At 70.2% G+C, this 17,246-nt stretch carries 12 protein-coding genes and 1 tRNA gene; 3 read left to right on the top strand and 10 right to left on the bottom strand.

Features of this window, described 5'->3' with window-relative positions:
- Window positions 1-248: 248 nt before the first annotated feature.
- The 4 genes from ACFSE6_RS01675 to rplJ all read right to left on the bottom strand — a co-directional run bounded on the left by ACFSE6_RS01675 (window position 249) and on the right by rplJ (window position 9,038).
- Window positions 249-4,139 (bottom strand): DNA-directed RNA polymerase subunit beta', encoded by a 3,891-nt coding sequence (locus ACFSE6_RS01675; RefSeq protein WP_388001960.1) that lies wholly within the window; start codon window positions 4,137-4,139, stop codon window positions 249-251.
- 133 nt (window positions 4,140-4,272) lie between these two features.
- On the bottom strand, window positions 4,273-7,782 hold the full coding sequence (gene rpoB, locus ACFSE6_RS01670; protein WP_388001959.1) for a DNA-directed RNA polymerase subunit beta: 3,510 nt from the start codon (window positions 7,780-7,782) through the stop codon (window positions 4,273-4,275).
- 252 nt (window positions 7,783-8,034) lie between these two features.
- Window positions 8,035-8,433 carry a 50S ribosomal protein L7/L12 gene (rplL, locus tag ACFSE6_RS01665; protein ID WP_388001958.1) on the bottom strand — a complete coding sequence of 133 codons (399 nt, stop codon included), beginning with the start codon at window positions 8,431-8,433 and terminating at the stop codon, window positions 8,035-8,037.
- Window positions 8,434-8,516: 83 nt separating this feature from the next.
- Window positions 8,517-9,038 (bottom strand): 50S ribosomal protein L10, encoded by a 522-nt coding sequence (gene rplJ / locus ACFSE6_RS01660; protein WP_388001957.1) that lies wholly within the window; start codon window positions 9,036-9,038, stop codon window positions 8,517-8,519.
- Between the two features lie 458 nt (window positions 9,039-9,496).
- Here rplJ and ACFSE6_RS01655 point away from each other — a divergent pair, with 458 nt between their 5' ends.
- Both ACFSE6_RS01655 and ACFSE6_RS01650 read left to right on the top strand, forming a co-directional pair.
- A complete protein-coding gene (locus ACFSE6_RS01655) occupies window positions 9,497-9,673 on the top strand; it encodes a hypothetical protein (RefSeq protein WP_388001956.1) in 177 nt (58 codons plus the stop codon).
- Window positions 9,674-9,747: 74 nt separating this feature from the next.
- Complete coding sequence (locus ACFSE6_RS01650) at window positions 9,748-12,606, top strand: ATP-binding protein (RefSeq protein ID WP_388001955.1); 2,859 nt, start codon at window positions 9,748-9,750, stop codon at window positions 12,604-12,606.
- 128 nt (window positions 12,607-12,734) lie between these two features.
- On the opposite strand, the gene rplA is transcribed toward ACFSE6_RS01650, so the two are convergent.
- The 5 genes from rplA to ACFSE6_RS01625 form a co-directional block, all read right to left on the bottom strand.
- On the bottom strand, window positions 12,735-13,451 hold the full coding sequence (gene rplA / locus ACFSE6_RS01645; protein ID WP_388001954.1) for a 50S ribosomal protein L1: 717 nt from the start codon (window positions 13,449-13,451) through the stop codon (window positions 12,735-12,737).
- Between the two features lie 103 nt (window positions 13,452-13,554).
- Window positions 13,555-13,986, bottom strand: a complete 432-nt coding sequence (gene rplK, locus ACFSE6_RS01640; protein ID WP_388001953.1) for a 50S ribosomal protein L11 — start codon at window positions 13,984-13,986, stop codon at window positions 13,555-13,557.
- 116 nt (window positions 13,987-14,102) lie between these two features.
- Window positions 14,103-14,885 carry a transcription termination/antitermination protein NusG gene (gene nusG, locus ACFSE6_RS01635; protein WP_388001952.1) on the bottom strand — a complete coding sequence of 261 codons (783 nt, stop codon included), beginning with the start codon at window positions 14,883-14,885 and terminating at the stop codon, window positions 14,103-14,105.
- 81 nt (window positions 14,886-14,966) lie between these two features.
- The gene (gene secE, locus ACFSE6_RS01630; RefSeq protein ID WP_388001951.1) at window positions 14,967-15,230 is read right to left on the bottom strand and encodes a preprotein translocase subunit SecE; all 264 of its coding nucleotides are present in this window, start codon (window positions 15,228-15,230) and stop codon (window positions 14,967-14,969) included.
- 110 nt (window positions 15,231-15,340) lie between these two features.
- Window positions 15,341-15,413: transfer RNA gene (locus ACFSE6_RS01625), tRNA-Trp, on the bottom strand.
- Between the two features lie 223 nt (window positions 15,414-15,636).
- Here ACFSE6_RS01625 and ACFSE6_RS01620 point away from each other — a divergent pair.
- Window positions 15,637-16,818 (top strand): pyridoxal phosphate-dependent aminotransferase, encoded by a 1,182-nt coding sequence (locus ACFSE6_RS01620; protein ID WP_388001950.1) that lies wholly within the window; start codon window positions 15,637-15,639, stop codon window positions 16,816-16,818.
- A gap of 14 nt (window positions 16,819-16,832) precedes the next feature.
- Here ACFSE6_RS01620 and ACFSE6_RS01615 read toward each other — a convergent pair whose 3' ends face one another.
- A complete protein-coding gene (locus tag ACFSE6_RS01615; RefSeq protein ID WP_388001949.1) occupies window positions 16,833-17,231 on the bottom strand; it encodes a VOC family protein in 399 nt (132 codons plus the stop codon).
- Window positions 17,232-17,246: the final 15 nt, after the last annotated feature.

The raw sequence follows: 17,246 nt of genomic DNA, 5'->3' as shown, positions 1-17,246 counted from the left end.
TGGCGTTGACGCCGGCGGCCCCGCTCAGCCACGCTGGTCACCCAGCGGCGTGAGAGGCGCACGCACGAGGGCCCGTGGTCGCGGGCACCGCCGACCAGCGTACTCTGCCGCAGAATACCGCGTCAAAGGGCCGATGGCGCCGATCGGCGTGGCATGCGCCACCTCCGGGCGGACCGGCCGCACAGGCCGGCGGGGCCGGAGGGCGGCCGTGTCCGGCCCTCCCCCGACCCCGCCGTGCTGGGCCTGCGTCAGCGGAACTCCAGCCCATAGTTGTCCGAGCCGAAGTCGATGTCGTCCAGCAGGATCGACTCCTCCCGGCCACCGGCCGGCGCGAAGTCGAGGTCGCTGTACCCCATCCGGCTGAACGCCTGCTGCTTGGCCTCCTCGGTGGGCTCCACGACGACGTCGCGGTACCGCGGCAGACCGGTGCCGGCCGGGATCAGCTTTCCGAGGATGACGTTCTCCTTCAGGCCGAGCAGCGGGTCACGCCGCGAGGACATGGCGGCCTCCGTGAGGACCTTGGTCGTCTCCTGGAAGGACGCGGCCGACAGCCACGAGTCGGTGGCCAGCGACGCCTTCGTGATGCCCATGAGCTCCGGCCGGCCCGAGGCGGGCGTCCCGCCCTCGGAGACCACGCGACGGTTCTCGGCCTCGAACCGGGCACGCTCCATGAGCTCGCCGGGCAGCAGGCGCGAGTCGCCCGAGTCGAGGATCGTCACGCGACGCAGCATCTGGCGCACGATGACCTCGATGTGCTTGTCGTGGATCTCCACGCCCTGGGAGCGGTAGACCTCCTGGACCTGCTCGACGAGGTGCTTCTGCGTCGCCCGCGGGCCGAGGATGCGCAGGACCTTCTTCGGGTCGACGGCACCGGCGATGAGCTGCTTGCCAACGCCGACGTGCTCGCCGTCCTCGACCAGCAGCCGGGCACGCTTGGTGACCGGGTACACGGCGTCGTCCTGGCCGTCGTCGCGGACGATGACGATCTTGCGCGAACGCTCGGTGTCGTCGATCTTGACGCGGCCGGCGGCCTCGGCGATCGGGGCCTCGCCCTTGGGCGTGCGGGCCTCGAAGAGCTCCTGGACACGCGGCAGACCCTGGGTGATGTCCTCGGAGGAGACGGCACCACCGGTGTGGAAGGTCCGCATCGTCAGCTGGGTACCGGGTTCACCGATCGACTGCGCGGCGATGATGCCCACCGCTTCGCCGATGTCCACGAGGAGGCCGGTGGCCAGGGAGCGTCCGTAGCACTTCGCGCACGTCCCGACCGCGGACTCACAGGTGAGCACCGAGCGGATCTTGACCTCGGTGATCCCACCGTCGACGAGCTTGGCGATGAGCACGTCACCGACGTCGGCACCCGCCTCGGCGAGCACGTTGCCGTCGGCGTCCTTGACGTCCTGGGCCAGCGTGCGGGCGTAGACGCTGGTCTCGACCTCGTCCGAACGCACCAGGTTGCCCTGGCTGTCCGGCTCGGCGATCGGCAGCGTCAGGCCCATGCGCGTGCCGCAGTCCTCCTCGCGGATGATGACGTCCTGGGAGACGTCCACCAGTCGTCGGGTGAGGTAGCCGGAGTCGGCCGTCCGCAACGCGGTGTCGGCCAGTCCCTTACGGGCACCGTGGGTGGCGATGAAGTACTCGAGGACGGACAGGCCCTCGCGGTAGTTGGACGTGATCGGCCGGGGCACGATCTCGCCCTTCGGGTCGGCGACCAGACCACGCATACCGGCGATCTGACGCACCTGCATCCAGTTACCGCGTGCACCGGAGGAGACCATCCGGAAGACGGTGTTCCGCTGCGGGAAGTTCTCCCGCATGGACCGGTCGACCTCGTCGGTGGCCCGGGTCCACAGGTCGATGAGCTCCTGGCGGCGCTCGTCGTCCGTGATCAGACCCATGTCGTACTGCTCCTGGATCTTGGCCGCCTCGCCCTCGTACCGGTCGAGGATCTCGGCCTTGGCCTGGGGAGCGACGACGTCGGAGGCGGCGATGGTCATACCGGACCAAGTGGCCCAGCGGTAGCCGGCCTCCTTCAGAGCGTCCAGGCTGGCGCCGACCTCGACCTTCGGGTACCGCTCGGCGAGGTCGTTGACCAGCGCGCCCAGCACCTTCTTGTCCGCGACGTGGTTGATGTAGGGGTAGTCCGTCGGCAGCAGCTCGTTGAACAGCGCCCGGCCCAGGGTGGTCTCGAGCACGACCGGCTGGCCGTCCTCCCAGCCCTCGGGAGCGGTCCACCCCTGCGGCGGCACCAGCTCGTCGAAGCGGATCCGCACGGCGGCGTTGATGTCCAGCTCGTTCCGGTCGAAGGCCATGATGGCCTCGGCCGGGGAGGAGAACGCGCGCCCCTCACCCAGGGCACCGTCGTGCTCGGCGGTCAGGTGGTGCAGGCCGACGATCATGTCCTGCGAGGGCATGGTCACCGGACGGCCGTCCGAGGGCTTGAGGATGTTGTTCGAGGACAGCATGAGGATGCGGGCCTCGGCCTGGGCCTCCGCGCTCAGCGGGAGGTGCACGGCCATCTGGTCACCGTCGAAGTCGGCGTTGAAGGCCGCGCAGACGAGCGGGTGCAGCTGGATCGCCTTGCCCTCGACGAGCTGCGGCTCGAAGGCCTGGATGCCCAGGCGGTGCAGCGTCGGGGCGCGGTTGAGCAGCACGGGGTGCTCGCGGATGACCTCGGAGAGCACGTCCCAGACCTGCGGGCGGGAGCGCTCGACCATGCGCTTGGCCGCCTTGATGTTCTGGGCGTGGTTGAGATCCACCAGCCGCTTCATGACGAAGGGCTTGAACAGCTCCAGCGCCATCTGCTTGGGCAGGCCGCACTCGTGCAGCTTCAGCGTCGGGCCGACGACGATGACGCTACGGCCCGAGTAGTCGACACGCTTACCCAGCAGGTTCTGGCGGAACCGCCCCTGCTTGCCCTTGAGCATGTCGGAGATCGACTTCAGGGCGCGGTTGCCCGGTCCGGTGACCGGACGGCCGCGGCGACCGTTGTCGAAGAGCGCGTCCACCGACTCCTGGAGCATGCGCTTCTCGTTGTTGACGATGATCTCGGGCGCGCCCAGGTCGAGCAGCCGCTTGAGGCGGTTGTTCCGGTTGATGACGCGGCGGTACAGGTCGTTGAGGTCGGAGGTGGCGAACCGACCGCCGTCGAGCTGGACCATCGGCCGCAGGTCCGGCGGGATGACCGGGACGGAGTCCAGGACCATGCCCAGCGGCGAGTTGCCGGTGGTCAGGAACGCGTTGACGACCTTGAGGCGCTTGAGGGCGCGCGTCTTGCGCTGGCCGGTGCCGGTCGCGATGACCTCACGCAGCGCGTCCGCCTCGGCCTCCAAGTCGAAGTTCTCCAACCGGGACTGGATGGCCTCGGCGCCCATGGCGCCCTTGAAGTAGATGCCGTAGCGGGCGATGAGCTCGCGGTAAAGCACCTCGTCGCCCTCGAGGTCACCGACGGCGAGATTCTTGAAGCGGTCCCAGACGCGGTCAAGCCGCTCCAGGTCCTGCTCCGCCCGCTTACGCAGCTGGGCCATCTCCCGCTCGGCCGACTTGCGGACCTTGTCCCGCTGGTCGGCCTTGGCGCCGGAGGCCTCGAGCTCGGCCAGGTCGGACTCGAGCTTCTGGGCGCGCGCCTCGATGTCGTTGTCGCGCCGCTGCTCGAGCTGCTTCTTCTCCAGGTCCATCTCGTTCTGGAGCGAGGGCAGGTCCTCGTGCCGGCCTTCCTCGTCGACCTCGGTGATCATGTAGGCCGCGAAGTAGATGACCTTCTCCAGGTCCTTCGGCGCGAGGTTGAGCAAGTACCCCAGGCGCGACGGGACGCCCTTGAAGTACCAGATGTGGGTGACCGGGGCGGCGAGCTCGATGTGGCCCATCCGCTCGCGGCGCACCTTGGAGCGGGTGACCTCGACACCGCAACGCTCACAGATGATGCCCTTGTAGCGCACCCGCTTGTACTTGCCGCAGGCGCACTCCCAGTCACGGGTCGGGCCGAAGATCTGCTCGCCGAACAGGCCGTCCTTCTCCGGCTTCAGGGTGCGGTAGTTGATGGTCTCCGGCTTCTTGACCTCACCGTGCGACCACTCGCGCACGTCGCCCGCGGTCGCGAGCGAGATGTGCAGCTGGTCGAAGACATTGACGTCGAGCAAGGGTTCCTACTTCCGATAGGTATTCCGCCGTGTACAGCTTGGGTTGAGCGTCGAAGGGAGGTAGGTCCTGCGGGGGCGCCGCCGGCCGTGTACACCGGGGCCGACGGCGCCGCGCCGAGGCTCCCTGCGGGCTCTACAGTTCGTCGACGCTGCTGGCATCCGGACGGCGCGAGAGGTCGATACCGAGCTCCTCGGCGGCCCGGTACACCTCGTCGTCGGCGTCCTTCAGCTCGATGGCGTTGCCCTCCGCGTCGAGTGCTTCGACGTTCAGGCACAGCGAGCGCATCTCCTGGATGAGCACCTTGAAGGACTCGGGGATGCCCGGTTCGGGGATGTTCTCGCCCTTGACGACGGCCTCGTAGACCTTGACGCGGCCGGTGACGTCGTCGGACTTGATGGTCAGCAGCTCCTGGAGGGCATAGGCCGCTCCGTACGCTTCGAGGGCCCAGACCTCCATCTCGCCGAAGCGCTGACCGCCGAACTGGGCCTTACCGCCCAGCGGCTGCTGCGTGATCATCGAGTACGGGCCGGTCGAGCGGGCGTGGATCTTGTCGTCGACCAGGTGGTGCAGCTTGAGCACGTACATGTAGCCGACCGAGATCGGGTCCGGGAACGGTTCGCCGGAGCGACCGTCGAACAGCAGGGCCTTGCCGTCGGTGCCGACCATGCGGTCACCGTCCCGGTTCGGGTTCGTGCTGGCGAGCAGCCCCTCGATCTCCTCCTGGTGGATCCCGTCGAACACGGGCGTGGCGACCGGGGTGCCCGGCTCACCGACGTGCGCCTCCGGCGGGAGGTTCTTCGTCCACTCCTCCGCGACCTTGGCGGCCTCGGTGACGTCCCAGCCCTGGGCGGCGATCCACCCGAGGTGTAGCTCGAGGACCTGGCCGACGTTCATCCGGCCCGGCACGCCGAGCGGGTTGAGGATGATGTCGACCGGAGTGCCGTCCGGCAGGAACGGCATGTCCTCGACCGGCAGGATCTTCGAGATGACGCCCTTGTTGCCGTGGCGGCCGGCGAGCTTGTCGCCGTCAGTGATCTTGCGCCGCTGGGCGATGTAGACGCGCACCATCTGGTTCACGCCCGGGGGCAGCTCGTCGCCGTCCTCCTCGGAGAACTCGCGGATCCCGATGACGATCCCGGACTCGCCGTGCGGGACCTTCAGCGAGGTGTCGCGGACCTCCCGGGCCTTCTCACCGAAGATCGCGCGGAGCAGCCGCTCCTCGGAAGTCAGCTCGGTCTCACCCTTCGGGGTGACCTTGCCGACGAGGATGTCGCCGGAGCTGACCTCGGCACCGATGCGGATGATGCCGCGCTCGTCGAGGTCGGCGAGGACCTCCTCGGAGACGTTCGGGATGTCCCGGGTGATCTCCTCGGCGCCGAGCTTGGTCTCGCGGGCGTCGACCTCGTGCTCCTCGATGTGGATCGAGGTGAGCACGTCGTCCTGCACCAGACGCTGGGACAGGATGATGGCGTCCTCGAAGTTGTAGCCCTCCCAGGACATGAACGCGACGAGCAGGTTGCGGCCGAGTGCGAGCTCGCCCTCGTCGGTGGCGGGGCCGTCGGCGAGGACGGAACCGGGCTCGACCCGCTGCCCCTCGTCGACCAGCACCCGCTGGTTGTAGGAGTTGCCCTGGTTGGACCGGCGGAACTTCGCCACGCGGTAGAGCTGGGTGGTGCCGTCGTCTCCCTGGACGTGGATGGCGTCCGCGGAGACCTCGGTGACCACGCCCGGCTTGTCGGCGACGATGACGTCACCGGCGTCGACAGCGGCACGCCGCTCCATGCCGGTGCCCACCAGCGGGGCCTCACTGCGCAGCAGTGGCACGGCCTGACGCTGCATGTTCGCGCCCATGAGGGCGCGGTTGGCGTCGTCGTGCTCGAGGAACGGGATCATCGCCGTGGCGACCGAGACCATCTGGCGCGCGGAGACGTCCATGTAGTCGATCTCGTCGACGGCGACCAGGGCGGGCTCACCGCCGGAGAGGCGGCACAGGGCCTGGCTCTGGACGAAGTTGCCGTCGTCGTCGAGCGGGGCGGACGCCTGCGCGATGACGTGCCGGTCCTCGTCGTCGGCGGTGAGGTAGACGACCTCGTCGGTGACGCGGCCGTTCTCGACCACCCGGTACGGGGTCTCGACGAAACCGAACGGGTTGATCCGGGCGAAGGTCGCCAGCGAGCCGATCAGACCGATGTTCGGCCCCTCAGGGGTCTCGATCGGGCACATGCGGCCGTAGTGCGACGGGTGGACGTCACGGACCTCCATACCCGCACGGTCGCGGGACAGGCCGCCCGGACCGAGCGCGGACAGGCGCCGCTTGTGCGTCAGCCCCGCCAGCGGGTTGTTCTGGTCCATGAACTGCGAGAGCTGGGAGGTCCCGAAGAACTCCTTGATCGAGGCCACCACGGGCCGGATGTTGATCAGGGTCTGCGGGGTGATCGCCTCGACGTCCTGGGTCGTCATCCGCTCGCGGACCACGCGCTCCATGCGGGACAGGCCGGTACGGACCTGGTTCTGGATGAGCTCACCGACGGCGCGGATGCGACGGTTGCCGAAGTGGTCGATGTCGTCGGTCTCGACGCGGATCTCGGCGGCCTCGCCGTCGCGCGTGCCGGCAATGGTCTCCTCACCCTTGTGCAGCGCGAGGAGGTACTTGATCGTCGCGGTGACGTCCTCGATGCGCAGGACGGACTCGCTGAGGTCGGAGCTCATACCGAGCTTCTTGTTCAGCTTGTACCGGCCGACCTTCGCCAGGTCGTAGCGCTTGGGGTTGAAGTAGTAGTTCTCCAGCAGCGTGCGGCCGGCCTCGACCGTCGGCGGCTCCCCGGGGCGGACCTTGCGGTAGATGTCGAGCAGGGCCTCGTCCTGGGTATGGACGCTGTCCTTCTCGAGAGTCTCCAGCAGCACCGGGTAATCGGCGAACTCCTCGCGGATTTCTCCCTCGGTCATGCCGAGGGCGCGGAGGAACACCGTCACCGACTGCTTGCGCTTGCGGTCGATGCGCACGCCGACGGCGTCGCGCTTGTCGACCTCGAACTCGAGCCAGGCGCCGCGGGACGGGATCACCTTGGTGGTGAAGACGTCCTTGTCCGAGGTCTTGTCGGGCGTCCGCTCGAAGTAGACACCCGGGGACCGCACGAGCTGGGAGACGACGACGCGCTCGGTACCGTTGATGATGAAGGTGCCGCGGTCGGTCATGAGCGGGAAATCGCCCATGAACACCGTCTGCGACTTGATCTCGCCGGTCGTGTAGTTGACGAACTCGGCGGTCACGAACAGCGGAGCGGCGTAGGTGAAGTCCTTCTCCTTGCACTCCTCCGGGGTGTACTTCGGCGGCTCGAACCGGTGGTCCCGGAACGAGAGCGACATCGACTGGCCGAAGTCCTCGATCGGGGAGATCTCCGAGAAGATCTCCTCCAGACCGGAGGTGGTGTTGAGGTTGGTCTCGCCCTTGGCGGCGGCGGCCTCGACGCGCTCACGCCAGGCGTCGGAGCCGAGGAGCCAGTCGAAACTCTCCGTCTGGAGGCTGAGCAGGTCGGGTGCCTGGAGAGGCTCGTGGATCTTGGCGAAGGAAATGCGGCGGGAAGCCGTACGGTTCGCGATAGCGTCTGCAGTAGGTGCGGAAGAGGTGCGCGAGGCAGCCAAAGGGGGTCCTTCCCTGCGAGTGGGGTGCACACTGCGCCGACCACCTGCCGGCCGGGCGACCGGGCGGGTGCGGAGGGCCGATCTGCGGGCAGGCAGAGTCAGCGCAAAGCGTCAGCATACCGGCTGTCCATGTGCGGTGTCCAACCGGTCCGGTGGGCACGGATGAGGCCCGCACCACACGGGTGCGGGCCTCGTCCGTGAAGGCGATGGGCGGCGGGGGCCGTCAGGCCACCCGGGCCCGATCGCCGGGTGTCACTTGAGGGTGACCGTGGCGCCGGCGCCCTCGAGGGCCTCCTTGGCCTTGTCGGCCGTCTCCTTGTTGACGCCCTCCAGGACCGGCTTGGGCGCGCCGTCGACGAGGTCCTTGGCCTCCTTCAGGCCGAGGGACGTCAGACCACGCACCTCCTTGATGACCTGGATCTTCTTGTCGCCGACGGAGTCGAGGATGACGTCGAACTCGTCCTTCTCCTCGGCGGCTTCGGCGCCACCCTCGCCGCCACCGGCGGCGGGGGCGGCCGCGCCGGCCACGGCGACCGGGGCGGCGGCGGTGACGTCGAACGTCTCCTCGAACTGCTTCACGAACTCGGAGAGCTCGACGAGGGTGAGCTCCTTGAAAGCGTCGATGAGCTCGTCGGTGCTGAGCTTCGCCATGAGTGGCGTTCCTTCCTGTGTGTCCTGCTCCTGCTACGCGAGCAGAGGTTTCCGGTGGATGCCGGGGTCCTGGGCCGGACGGCTCAGGCCGCGGCGGCCTGCTTCTCGCGCAGGGCCTCGACAGCGCGCGCGGCCTGGGTGGTCGGCGCGTTGAACACGTAGGCAGCCTGGAACAGGGCCGCCTTGAACGCGCCGGCTGCCTTGCCGAGCAGCACGTCGCGGGATTCGAGCTCGGCAAGCTTGTTGACGCCGTCGGCGGAGAGCTTGCTGCCCTCCACGACACCACCCTTGATGACGAGCTCGCTGTTCGCCTTGGCGAAGTCACGCAGCGCCTTGGCCGCGTCCACCGGCTCCCCGGTGACGAACGCGATGGCGGTGGGGCCGGCCAGGTCTTCCTCGATGTCCTCGAGGCCTGCCTCCCTCGCCGCGAGGGTCGCGAGCGTGTTCTTCACGACGGCGTAGCTGGCCGTACCACTGAGCGAGCGACGCAGCTCCTGGAGCTGGGAGACGCTGAGCCCGCGGTACTCGGTGAGCATGACGGCGCTCGCCGCACGGAACTGGTCCGTGAGTTCGGCGACTGCCGCAGCCTTGTCAGGCCTCGCCATGGCCCTCCTTCCGGTCGTGACGCGCGGTCGGTGGGCCCGGAACGACAAGAGCCCCGCGCGCAGGGCACGGGGCTCAGACTGCGGCCGGCGACTGAGGAGTCGTCGAGCGGGTTCGAGCGTGTGGCACCTGCGCAGGCTCCGCGATCGCGGACTTGGCCCCACCCTGGCGGGCGGGAGACCGGCGGTCTTTGGCGAGGACCCACACTACCGGCACCGCTCCCCCGGTCACAACGCCGAGTGCGGGAGGGGGCCGTGTGCTTCGCCACAGTCCCGGAAGCGCCACGGTCACCCAGCTCTGGCTCGGAGCGGAGGGGCGAGCACGCAAGGTACCTCAGTCGCCGGCCGTCGCCGGTCCCGGGGGCACGCGTGGGGGTCGCGCCCGATGTGCCCGGCTACCTCAGACCCGGAGCGTGGGCCTCGTGGCGGGCCGCCGGGGTCCGCCGGCGCAGGAGGAAGCGATGCATCCCGAGATCCACTACGCGATCTACCGGCTCGAGGCCGCTGAGCGAGAGCGGGAGCTCGACCGCCGCATGGCCCGCCGTGCCCGTCCCGAGGCCGTCGTGCGGACGCCTCGGTGGCGCCCGGTGCGCCGGCCGGCGCCGCTGCGCGCACCGCGTCTGGGCGGTGCGAACTGACGCCCGGGCCGGACGGGCACCTCACCGACCGGCGCACCGCCACACGCCGCTGCGCCGGCTGGCACGATGACGCCATGCACGTACCCCGCGCCCGGCTGGTCGGACGCACCGCGGAGCTGGCGTCCCTGCGGCAGGCGCGGGACGCGGCCTGCCGGGGCGAGGGCGGCGCCGTCGTGGTCGCCGGCGAGGCCGGGATCGGCAAGACGCGGCTGCTCGAAGAACTACTCGCCGCTCCCCCGGAATCGGACGGCGAGAGCGAGGGCGCGCTGGTCCTGCGAGGGCAGTGCGCGGAGTCGGGGACCGGGCCGGTGCCCTACGCCGGCCTGGAGGGGATCCTGCGAGACGCCGTACAGCTCCTCGGGGCCGAGGCCACGCTCGAAGCCGCCGGCCCGGCGGCGGACGCATTGGGCGTCCTCTCGCCGGGCCTGGTGGAGGTCCGCTCCGGTGCCGACACCGGCCGGCTCCCCGAGGCCCTGACCGACCTGCTGGTCGGGTTGTCACGACGACGACCGCTCGTCGTCGTCCTCGAGGACCTGCACTGGTCGGACGACGCCACTCGCGCCTGCCTGGCGCGCCTGGCACGGGTCGCGCCGCGGGCGGGGCTGCTCCTGCTCGCCAGCTACCGAAGCGACGACGTCGGACGCCGGCATCCACTCCGGGCCGCCCTCGCCGAGCTCGAGCGGGCGCGTCTCGTCACCCGGATCGACCTGGGACGGTTGCGCACGGACGAGGTGGTCCAGCTCGCCCTCGACCTGTTGGAGGCCGCCGAGCCCGGTACCGCCGTCGATGGGTTGGAGGACCTCGTCGAACGCAGCGAGGGCGTGCCGTTCTACGTCGAGGAGCTGGCGACGGTCGTCGGCGGAGCGATGCCGGAGTCGCTGCGTGAGGTCTTGCTGCTGCGCTACTCCCAGCTCTCACCCCGGGCCCAGGAGTTCTGCCGTGCCGTAGCCGCCGCCGGCCGACGGGCACCGCACGACCTGCTCACGGCGGTCCTGACCGAGGATCGGCTCGCGGCGGCGGAGGGCGCCGCGAGGGAGGCGGTGGACGCGTTGGTGCTCCGAGCGGACGCCGACGGGTACCAGTTCCGGCACGCGCTCATGCAGGAGGCGGTGGCGGCCGAGCTGCTGCCGGGCGAGCGGCGCCGCCTGCACACCGCCTACGCGATCGCGCTCGAGGCGGGCCCCTCCTCGGTCGCGCGACTGGCCCAGGTCGCCGACCACTGGTGGGCGGCGCGGGTTCCGGACCGCGCCCTGACCGCCGCCGTCGTCGCCCAGGCCGCCGCCGAACGGGAGGGGGCGACGTCGACCGCCGTCGCACTCGGCGAACGCGCCCTGGACCTGTGGGACCTGGTCCGCGATCCGGAGTCGGCCACCGGGATCGTCCACGCCGAGCTGTTGCGGCGCGTGGCCATCGCGGTCCACGGCTCCACCCAGCTCGACCGGGCCGTGGCGCTTGCGCGGCAGGCGCTGCGGGAGTGGCCCGAGGACGACCCCGCGGGACGAGCCCGGGCCCTGGGCACCGTCTGCGGATTCTTCTTCCCGAGCGATGTGCCGGGTGACCTCCCGGACGCGACGGGAACGACCTCGACGCTCGACGACGCCCTGGCGAGCCTTCCCGAGGACGCCGTGGCGGCTCGGAGCGACCTGCTCATGTGGAAGTCCCGCGCCGCGATGCTCGCCGGCCGGCTCGAGGAGGCGGTCAGGGCGGCGGACGAGGGATACACGGTCGCGATGGAGGCCGGCGATCGTTCGACGGCGTCGATCCTCGTCAACATCGCCACCATGGCCCGGGTTACGAGCGGTGACATCGACGCCCTGGAGCAGATGGCGCGTGCGCGCGAGCTCGCGGGCGAGGAGTGGCGCCCACTGACCCGGTACTACACGAACTTCTCCGACGCCCTGCTCACGCTCGGCGAGTACTCGCGGGCGCTGGAGGTCGCCTCAGAGGGAGCGGCGCGTGCCCGCGAACGCGGCGCCGGCTGGGCCTCGCGGGCCATGCTCGAGGGCAACGTGGCCGAGGCGTGGCTCGGCCTGGGCCGGTGGGACGAGGCCGACGCCTGGTACGAGGCGTCTGTGCCGTTGGTTGCCCCGAGCGCGTTCGCGGTCTACCTCCACGAGCGGTGGACGTGGCTGACGTTCTGGCGCGGGGACGTCGATCGGGCCCAGACGATGGCACGGCGGCAACGACAGATCTGGATCCGGCACGCCAGGAACGAGATGCAGATCCGCTCCCGGACCGCGGTCACCCTGACCGAGTTGGCGCTGGAGCGCGGCGACCTGGACGACGCCCTCGAGCTCGTCGCCGATGTCCTGGTTCCGGACCGGCTCGCCGGGAAGTACGCCCTGCCGGTGCTGGCGGTCGCGGCCAAGGTGCTCGCCCGCGCGCGAGAGGAGGGCAGGGACGTCGCGGTCGAGCCGTACCGGGAGGTGCTGGGGCGTGCGGTGCGTTGGCCGACGGGCCCGGTGCACGCCGCGCTCTTCGCGGCGGAGCTGGGGGAAGGGCCGTGGTTGGCGGTCCGGGAGGCGCAGCCCGCGCCCGCCTACGTGGCGCCGTACGCGTTGTCCCGGGAGGGGGCCGACCTCTTGGCGCGGGGAGACCGCGATGCGGCACGTGGACGGCTCACCGAGGCGGTCGCAGCCGCCCGACGCATCTCGTGCGGCCTGGTGGCGGACCGCGCGGAGGCGCTGCTGGCGAGCGCCGGGGCCGCGGCACCGGCAAGGACGACGGCGGAGGACCAGCTGACCGACCGGGAGCGTCAGGTCCTCGCCCTGGTGGCCGAGGGGATGACCAACGGGCAGATCGCCGAGCGGCTGTTCATCAGTCGGAAGACGGCCTCGGTGCACGTCTCGGCGATCCTGCGGAAGTTGGGCGTGGCGAGCCGGACCGAGGCCGCGCTGCGGGCGAGCCCGTCCGTGCGGGACGCTGCCGGATGACCGACGGCCGGTCCCGTGCCCACGGTGCAAGTCTCGGCCCTCCGGCCCCCGGACGTGCGACGGCCCGGCCACCATGTGGTGACCGGGCCGTCGCGCGGCGGGCTACGCCGCCGTCGCGTCGTGCGAGGTCAGGACGCCGCCTCGGTGGTGAGGTTGCGCGTCTTGGTGGCGTCCAGCGGGATGCCGGGGCCCATCGTCGTGCTCATGGTGGCCTTGGTGATGTACCGACCCTTCGAGCTGGACGGCTTGAGCCGCAGGATCTCCTCCTGGACGGCGGCATAGTTCTCGACGAGCTGCTCCTCGGTGAAGCTCGCCTTGCCGATGACGAAGTGCAGGTTGCCGTGCCGGTCGACGCGGAACTCGACGCGGCCGCCCTTGATGTCCGAGACGGCCTTGGCGACGTCCATGGTCACGGTGCCGGTCTTCGGGTTAGGCATGAGGCCGCGCGGACCGAGCACGCGGCCGAGACGGCCGACCTTGCCCATGAGGTCCGGCGTGGCCACGGCCGCGTCGAAGTCGGTGTAGCCGCCGGCGACCTTCTCGATGAGCTCGTCGCCGCCGACCTCGTCCGCGCCGGCCTCGATCGCCTGGTTCGCGCGCTCGCCCTGGGCGAAGACGATCACCCGGGCGGTCTTACCGGTGCCGTGCGGGAGGTTGACGGTGCCGCGGACCATCTGGTCCGCCTTGCGGGGGTCGACCCCGAGCCGGAAGACGACGTCGACCGTGGAGTCGAACGTCGTCGTGGCGCTCTGCTTGGCCAGCCGGACGGCCTCGAGCGGGGCGTAGGGCTGGTCGCGGTGAATCTTCTCGTCGGCCTGACGATAGGCCTTGCTGCGCGTGGTCATCTGCTTCTCTCTTCTCGCAGTCGTGGTGCTACGGGCCCGCGCGGACCCTGCCACTGGTGCGCCGTGCGGCGCGTGGATACGGGGACGGGACCCGGTCGCGACGTCAGTCGTCGACCGTGATCCCCATCGACCGGGCGGTGCCGGCCACGATCTTGGCGGCGCCGTCGATGTCGTTGGCGTTGAGGTCCTCCATCTTCGTGCGGGCGATCTCTTCGACCTGCTCGCGGCTGATGGAGCCGACCTTCGCCGAGTGCGGGGTGCCGGAGCCCTTGGCCACACCGGCGGCCTTCTTGATGAGTTCGGCCGCGGGCGGCGTCTTGGTGATGAACGTGAACGAGCGGTCCTCGTACACGGTGATCTCGACCGGGATCACGTTGCCGCGCTGCGACTCGGTGGCCGCGTTGTAGGCCTTGCAGAACTCCATGATGTTGACGCCGTGCTGACCCAGCGCCGGACCGATCGGCGGCGCGGGGGTCGCGGCGCCGGCCTGGATCTGCAGCTTGATGTAGCCGGCGACCTTCTTCTTGGGAGGCATGCTTCCCTACTTTCTGTTCGTGGGCCGACGCCGTGGGCGATGACCCGGTTGCATCTCCCGCGAATCTCTCGCGGGAAGTCTGGGTGGGAGAAACCCGGGGCTCTGGCCCCGGGCCGTCAGATCTTGGCGACCTGGTCGAAGCCGAGCTCGACGGGGGTCTCGCGGCCGAAGATCGTCACCAGCACCTTGAGCTTCTGGCTCTCCGGGCTGATCTCGGAGATGGTCGCCGGCAACGTCTCGAACGGGCCGTCGGTGACCGTGACCGACTCGCCGACCTCGAAGTCCACCTGGATCGGGGCGGGCGCCGGCGCGCCGCTCGTGGCGGCCGGCGTCTTGGCCGCGCCGGTTGCCGCGGGGGCGGGGGCCTCCAGCGCGGGCGCGAGCATGGAGAAGACCTCGTCCTCGTTGAGCGGCACCGGCTGGTGGGTGTTCCCGACGAAGCCGGTCACGCCCGGGGTGTGCCGCACGGCGCCCCACGATTCGTCGGTGAGGTCCATCCGCACGAGGGTGTAGCCCGGGATGCGCACGCGGTTGACGATCTTGCGCTGCGCGTTCTTGATCTCCACGACCTCTTCCATGGGGACCTCCACCTGGTAGATGTAGTCCTCCATGTTCAGGCTCTGGATCCGGTTCTCGAGGTTCGCCTTCACGCGCTTCTCGTAACCGGCGTAGGTGTGCACCACGTACCACTGGCCGGGCAGCGTGCGCAGCTCACGACGGAACGCCTCGGCCGGGTCCTCCTCCGCGGGCGCCGGTTCTGCGGTCCCCTCGGCGGTCGTGTCCTCGGCGGGCTCGGTCGCCGCGGCGTCGCTGGTCTCGGCGGGCGCGTCGTCGGCCTCCGGCTGGGACTCGAGCGGCGCCTCGTCGACGCCTCGGGGCTCGAGATTCTCCTCAGACACTTCGGACCTGCTTTCTCATGACTGGAATGATGCTGACTTCTCGTGCGGTACTGCGGCGGTGCTCGTTCGTCCCGCTGGACGTCAACCGAAGACCCACAGCACGAGCCGGCCGAACGACAGATCGAGGACTCCGACGAAGGCCATGATCACCGCGACGAACACGAGCACCACGACGAAGTAGGTGAGCAGTTCGTTGCGGGTGGGGCGGACGACCTTCCTGATCTCCGCGATGACCTGCCGCACGAACAGCACGATCCGCGCGAAGAATCCCCGCTTCGCACCGGCCGAACCGGAGCCCGCCGCACGCTCAGGGCGCCCCGACGTCGCGCTCGCAGACTCGCTCACTCAGGTTCCTTCGTCCTCTGGCCGTTTCGCCCGCCCGTTCTGGGCGGGAATCCGGACCGACCCTGCGGACGGTCCGGGCAGCAGGCCGCACCACGCCGGTGCGGGCCTCGCAGGGCAGGAGGGACTCGAACCCACAACCGCCGGTTTTGGAGACCGGTGCGCTACCAATTGCGCCACTGCCCTTCGGCGAACGACCCACCAGAACCCCGGCCGCCCGTGGGCACGCCGCAGCATGGTGGAATCCACCGACGACGAGTGTACGTGCTGACCAGTACCGAGGTCGAACCGGTCGACGAGGGACCCTCGTCACATGGGCGCGCCGCCACCAGCCAAGACAGCCCGGACGCCGCTCCCGGCCGCGTGCCACGATAGGACGGTGAATGCTCCGCAGACCACGAAGCCCCGAGTGTCCGCACGTCTGTCCGCCATCGCGGAGTCGGCCACGCTGGCCGTGACCGCGAAGGCCAAAGCTCTCAAGGCCGCCGGCCGGCCGGTCATCGGCTTCGGCGCGGGCGAACCGGACTTCCCGACGCCGGACTACGTCGTCGAGGCCGCCGTCGCCGCGGCCAAGGACCCGGTGAACCACCGGTACTCCCCTGCCAAGGGCCTGCCCGAGCTGCGCGAGGCGATCGCCGCGAAGACGGAGCGGGACTCCGGCTACCAGGTCTCCCCCGACGACGTCCTCGTCACCAACGGCGGCAAGCAGGCCGTGTACCAGGCGTTCGCGGCGATCCTCGACCCGGGCGACGAGGTCCTGCTGCCCAGCCCGTACTGGACCACCTACCCGGAGGCGATCGCACTCGCCGGCGCCAAGTCGGTCGAGGTCTTCGCCGGCGCCGACCAGGACTACCTGGTGACGGTGGACCAGCTGGAGGCGGCCCGGACCGAGCACACCAAGGCCCTGCTGTTCAACTCACCGTCGAACCCGACCGGATCGGTCTACTCCCCCGAGCAGACCGCCGCCATCGGACGGTGGGCCCACGAGCACGGCATCTGGGTGATCACCGACGAGATCTACGAGCACCTGGTCTACGACGACGCGGTGTTCACCCCGATCGTGCGCGCCGTGCCGGAACTGGCCGAAACCACGATCGTGCTCAACGGTGTCGCCAAGACCTACGCCATGACGGGCTGGCGCGTGGGCTGGATGATCGGCCCGAGCGACGTCATCAAGGCCGCGACGAATCTGCAGTCCCACCTCACCTCGAACGTCGCGAACGTCTCCCAGCGGGCCGCGCTCGCCGCGGTCAGTGGTGACCTGAGCGCCGTGGCACAGATGCGGGAGGCCTTCGACCGGCGCCGCCGGACGATGGTAGACATGCTCGCCGGGATCGACGGCGTCACGGTCCCGACGCCGCGTGGCGCGTTCTACGGCTACCCCTCGGTCGAAGGAGTGCTGGGACGGACCATCCGGGGACGGACACCGCGCACCTCCGTGGAGCTGGCCGAACTCATCCTCGTGGAGGCCGAGGTGGCCGTCGTTCCCGGCGAGGCCTTCGGACCGAGCGGATACCTCCGGCTCAGCTATGCGCTCGGCGACGAGGACCTGGCCGAGGGTGTGCGCCGGATCCAGGAGCTACTGGGCTGAGTCGGGCGGCGGCCTCAGGTGCCCGGCTGAGCCAATAGGCAGAACGGATGACCGGCCGGGTCGGCGAGGACGTAGAGCGGCTCGTCGGGGTCGGTGCTGCGGTCCAGCAGGATCTCAGCGCCCAGCGCCCGGGCCCGGTCGCGATGCCGGACGAGCTCAGCCGTGGAGTCGACCAGGAAGTCGACGTGTGCCTGGGCCGGCACGTCGGTCCCGGGCCACGTGCTGCGCGGCAGCTCCGGCACCCGCTGGACCGCCAGGCGCCGAGTGCCGTGGTCGTCGACCAGGACGAGCCAATCCAGGTCGTGCTCGCCTGCTGACGGCGGCTCGTCGCCCGGCCGGTAGCGCAGACCGAGCAGCTGCCGGTAGAACTCGGCGAGGCCACGGGCGTCGGCGGCGTCCAGCACCGTGTGCATCAGGCGTGGGTAGCC

This window comes from Georgenia deserti (assembly GCF_042680605.1).
GTDB classification, from domain to species: Bacteria; Actinomycetota; Actinomycetes; order Actinomycetales; family Actinomycetaceae; genus Allobogoriella; species Allobogoriella deserti.
This window is presented reverse-complemented; position numbering and strand designations above follow the sequence as displayed.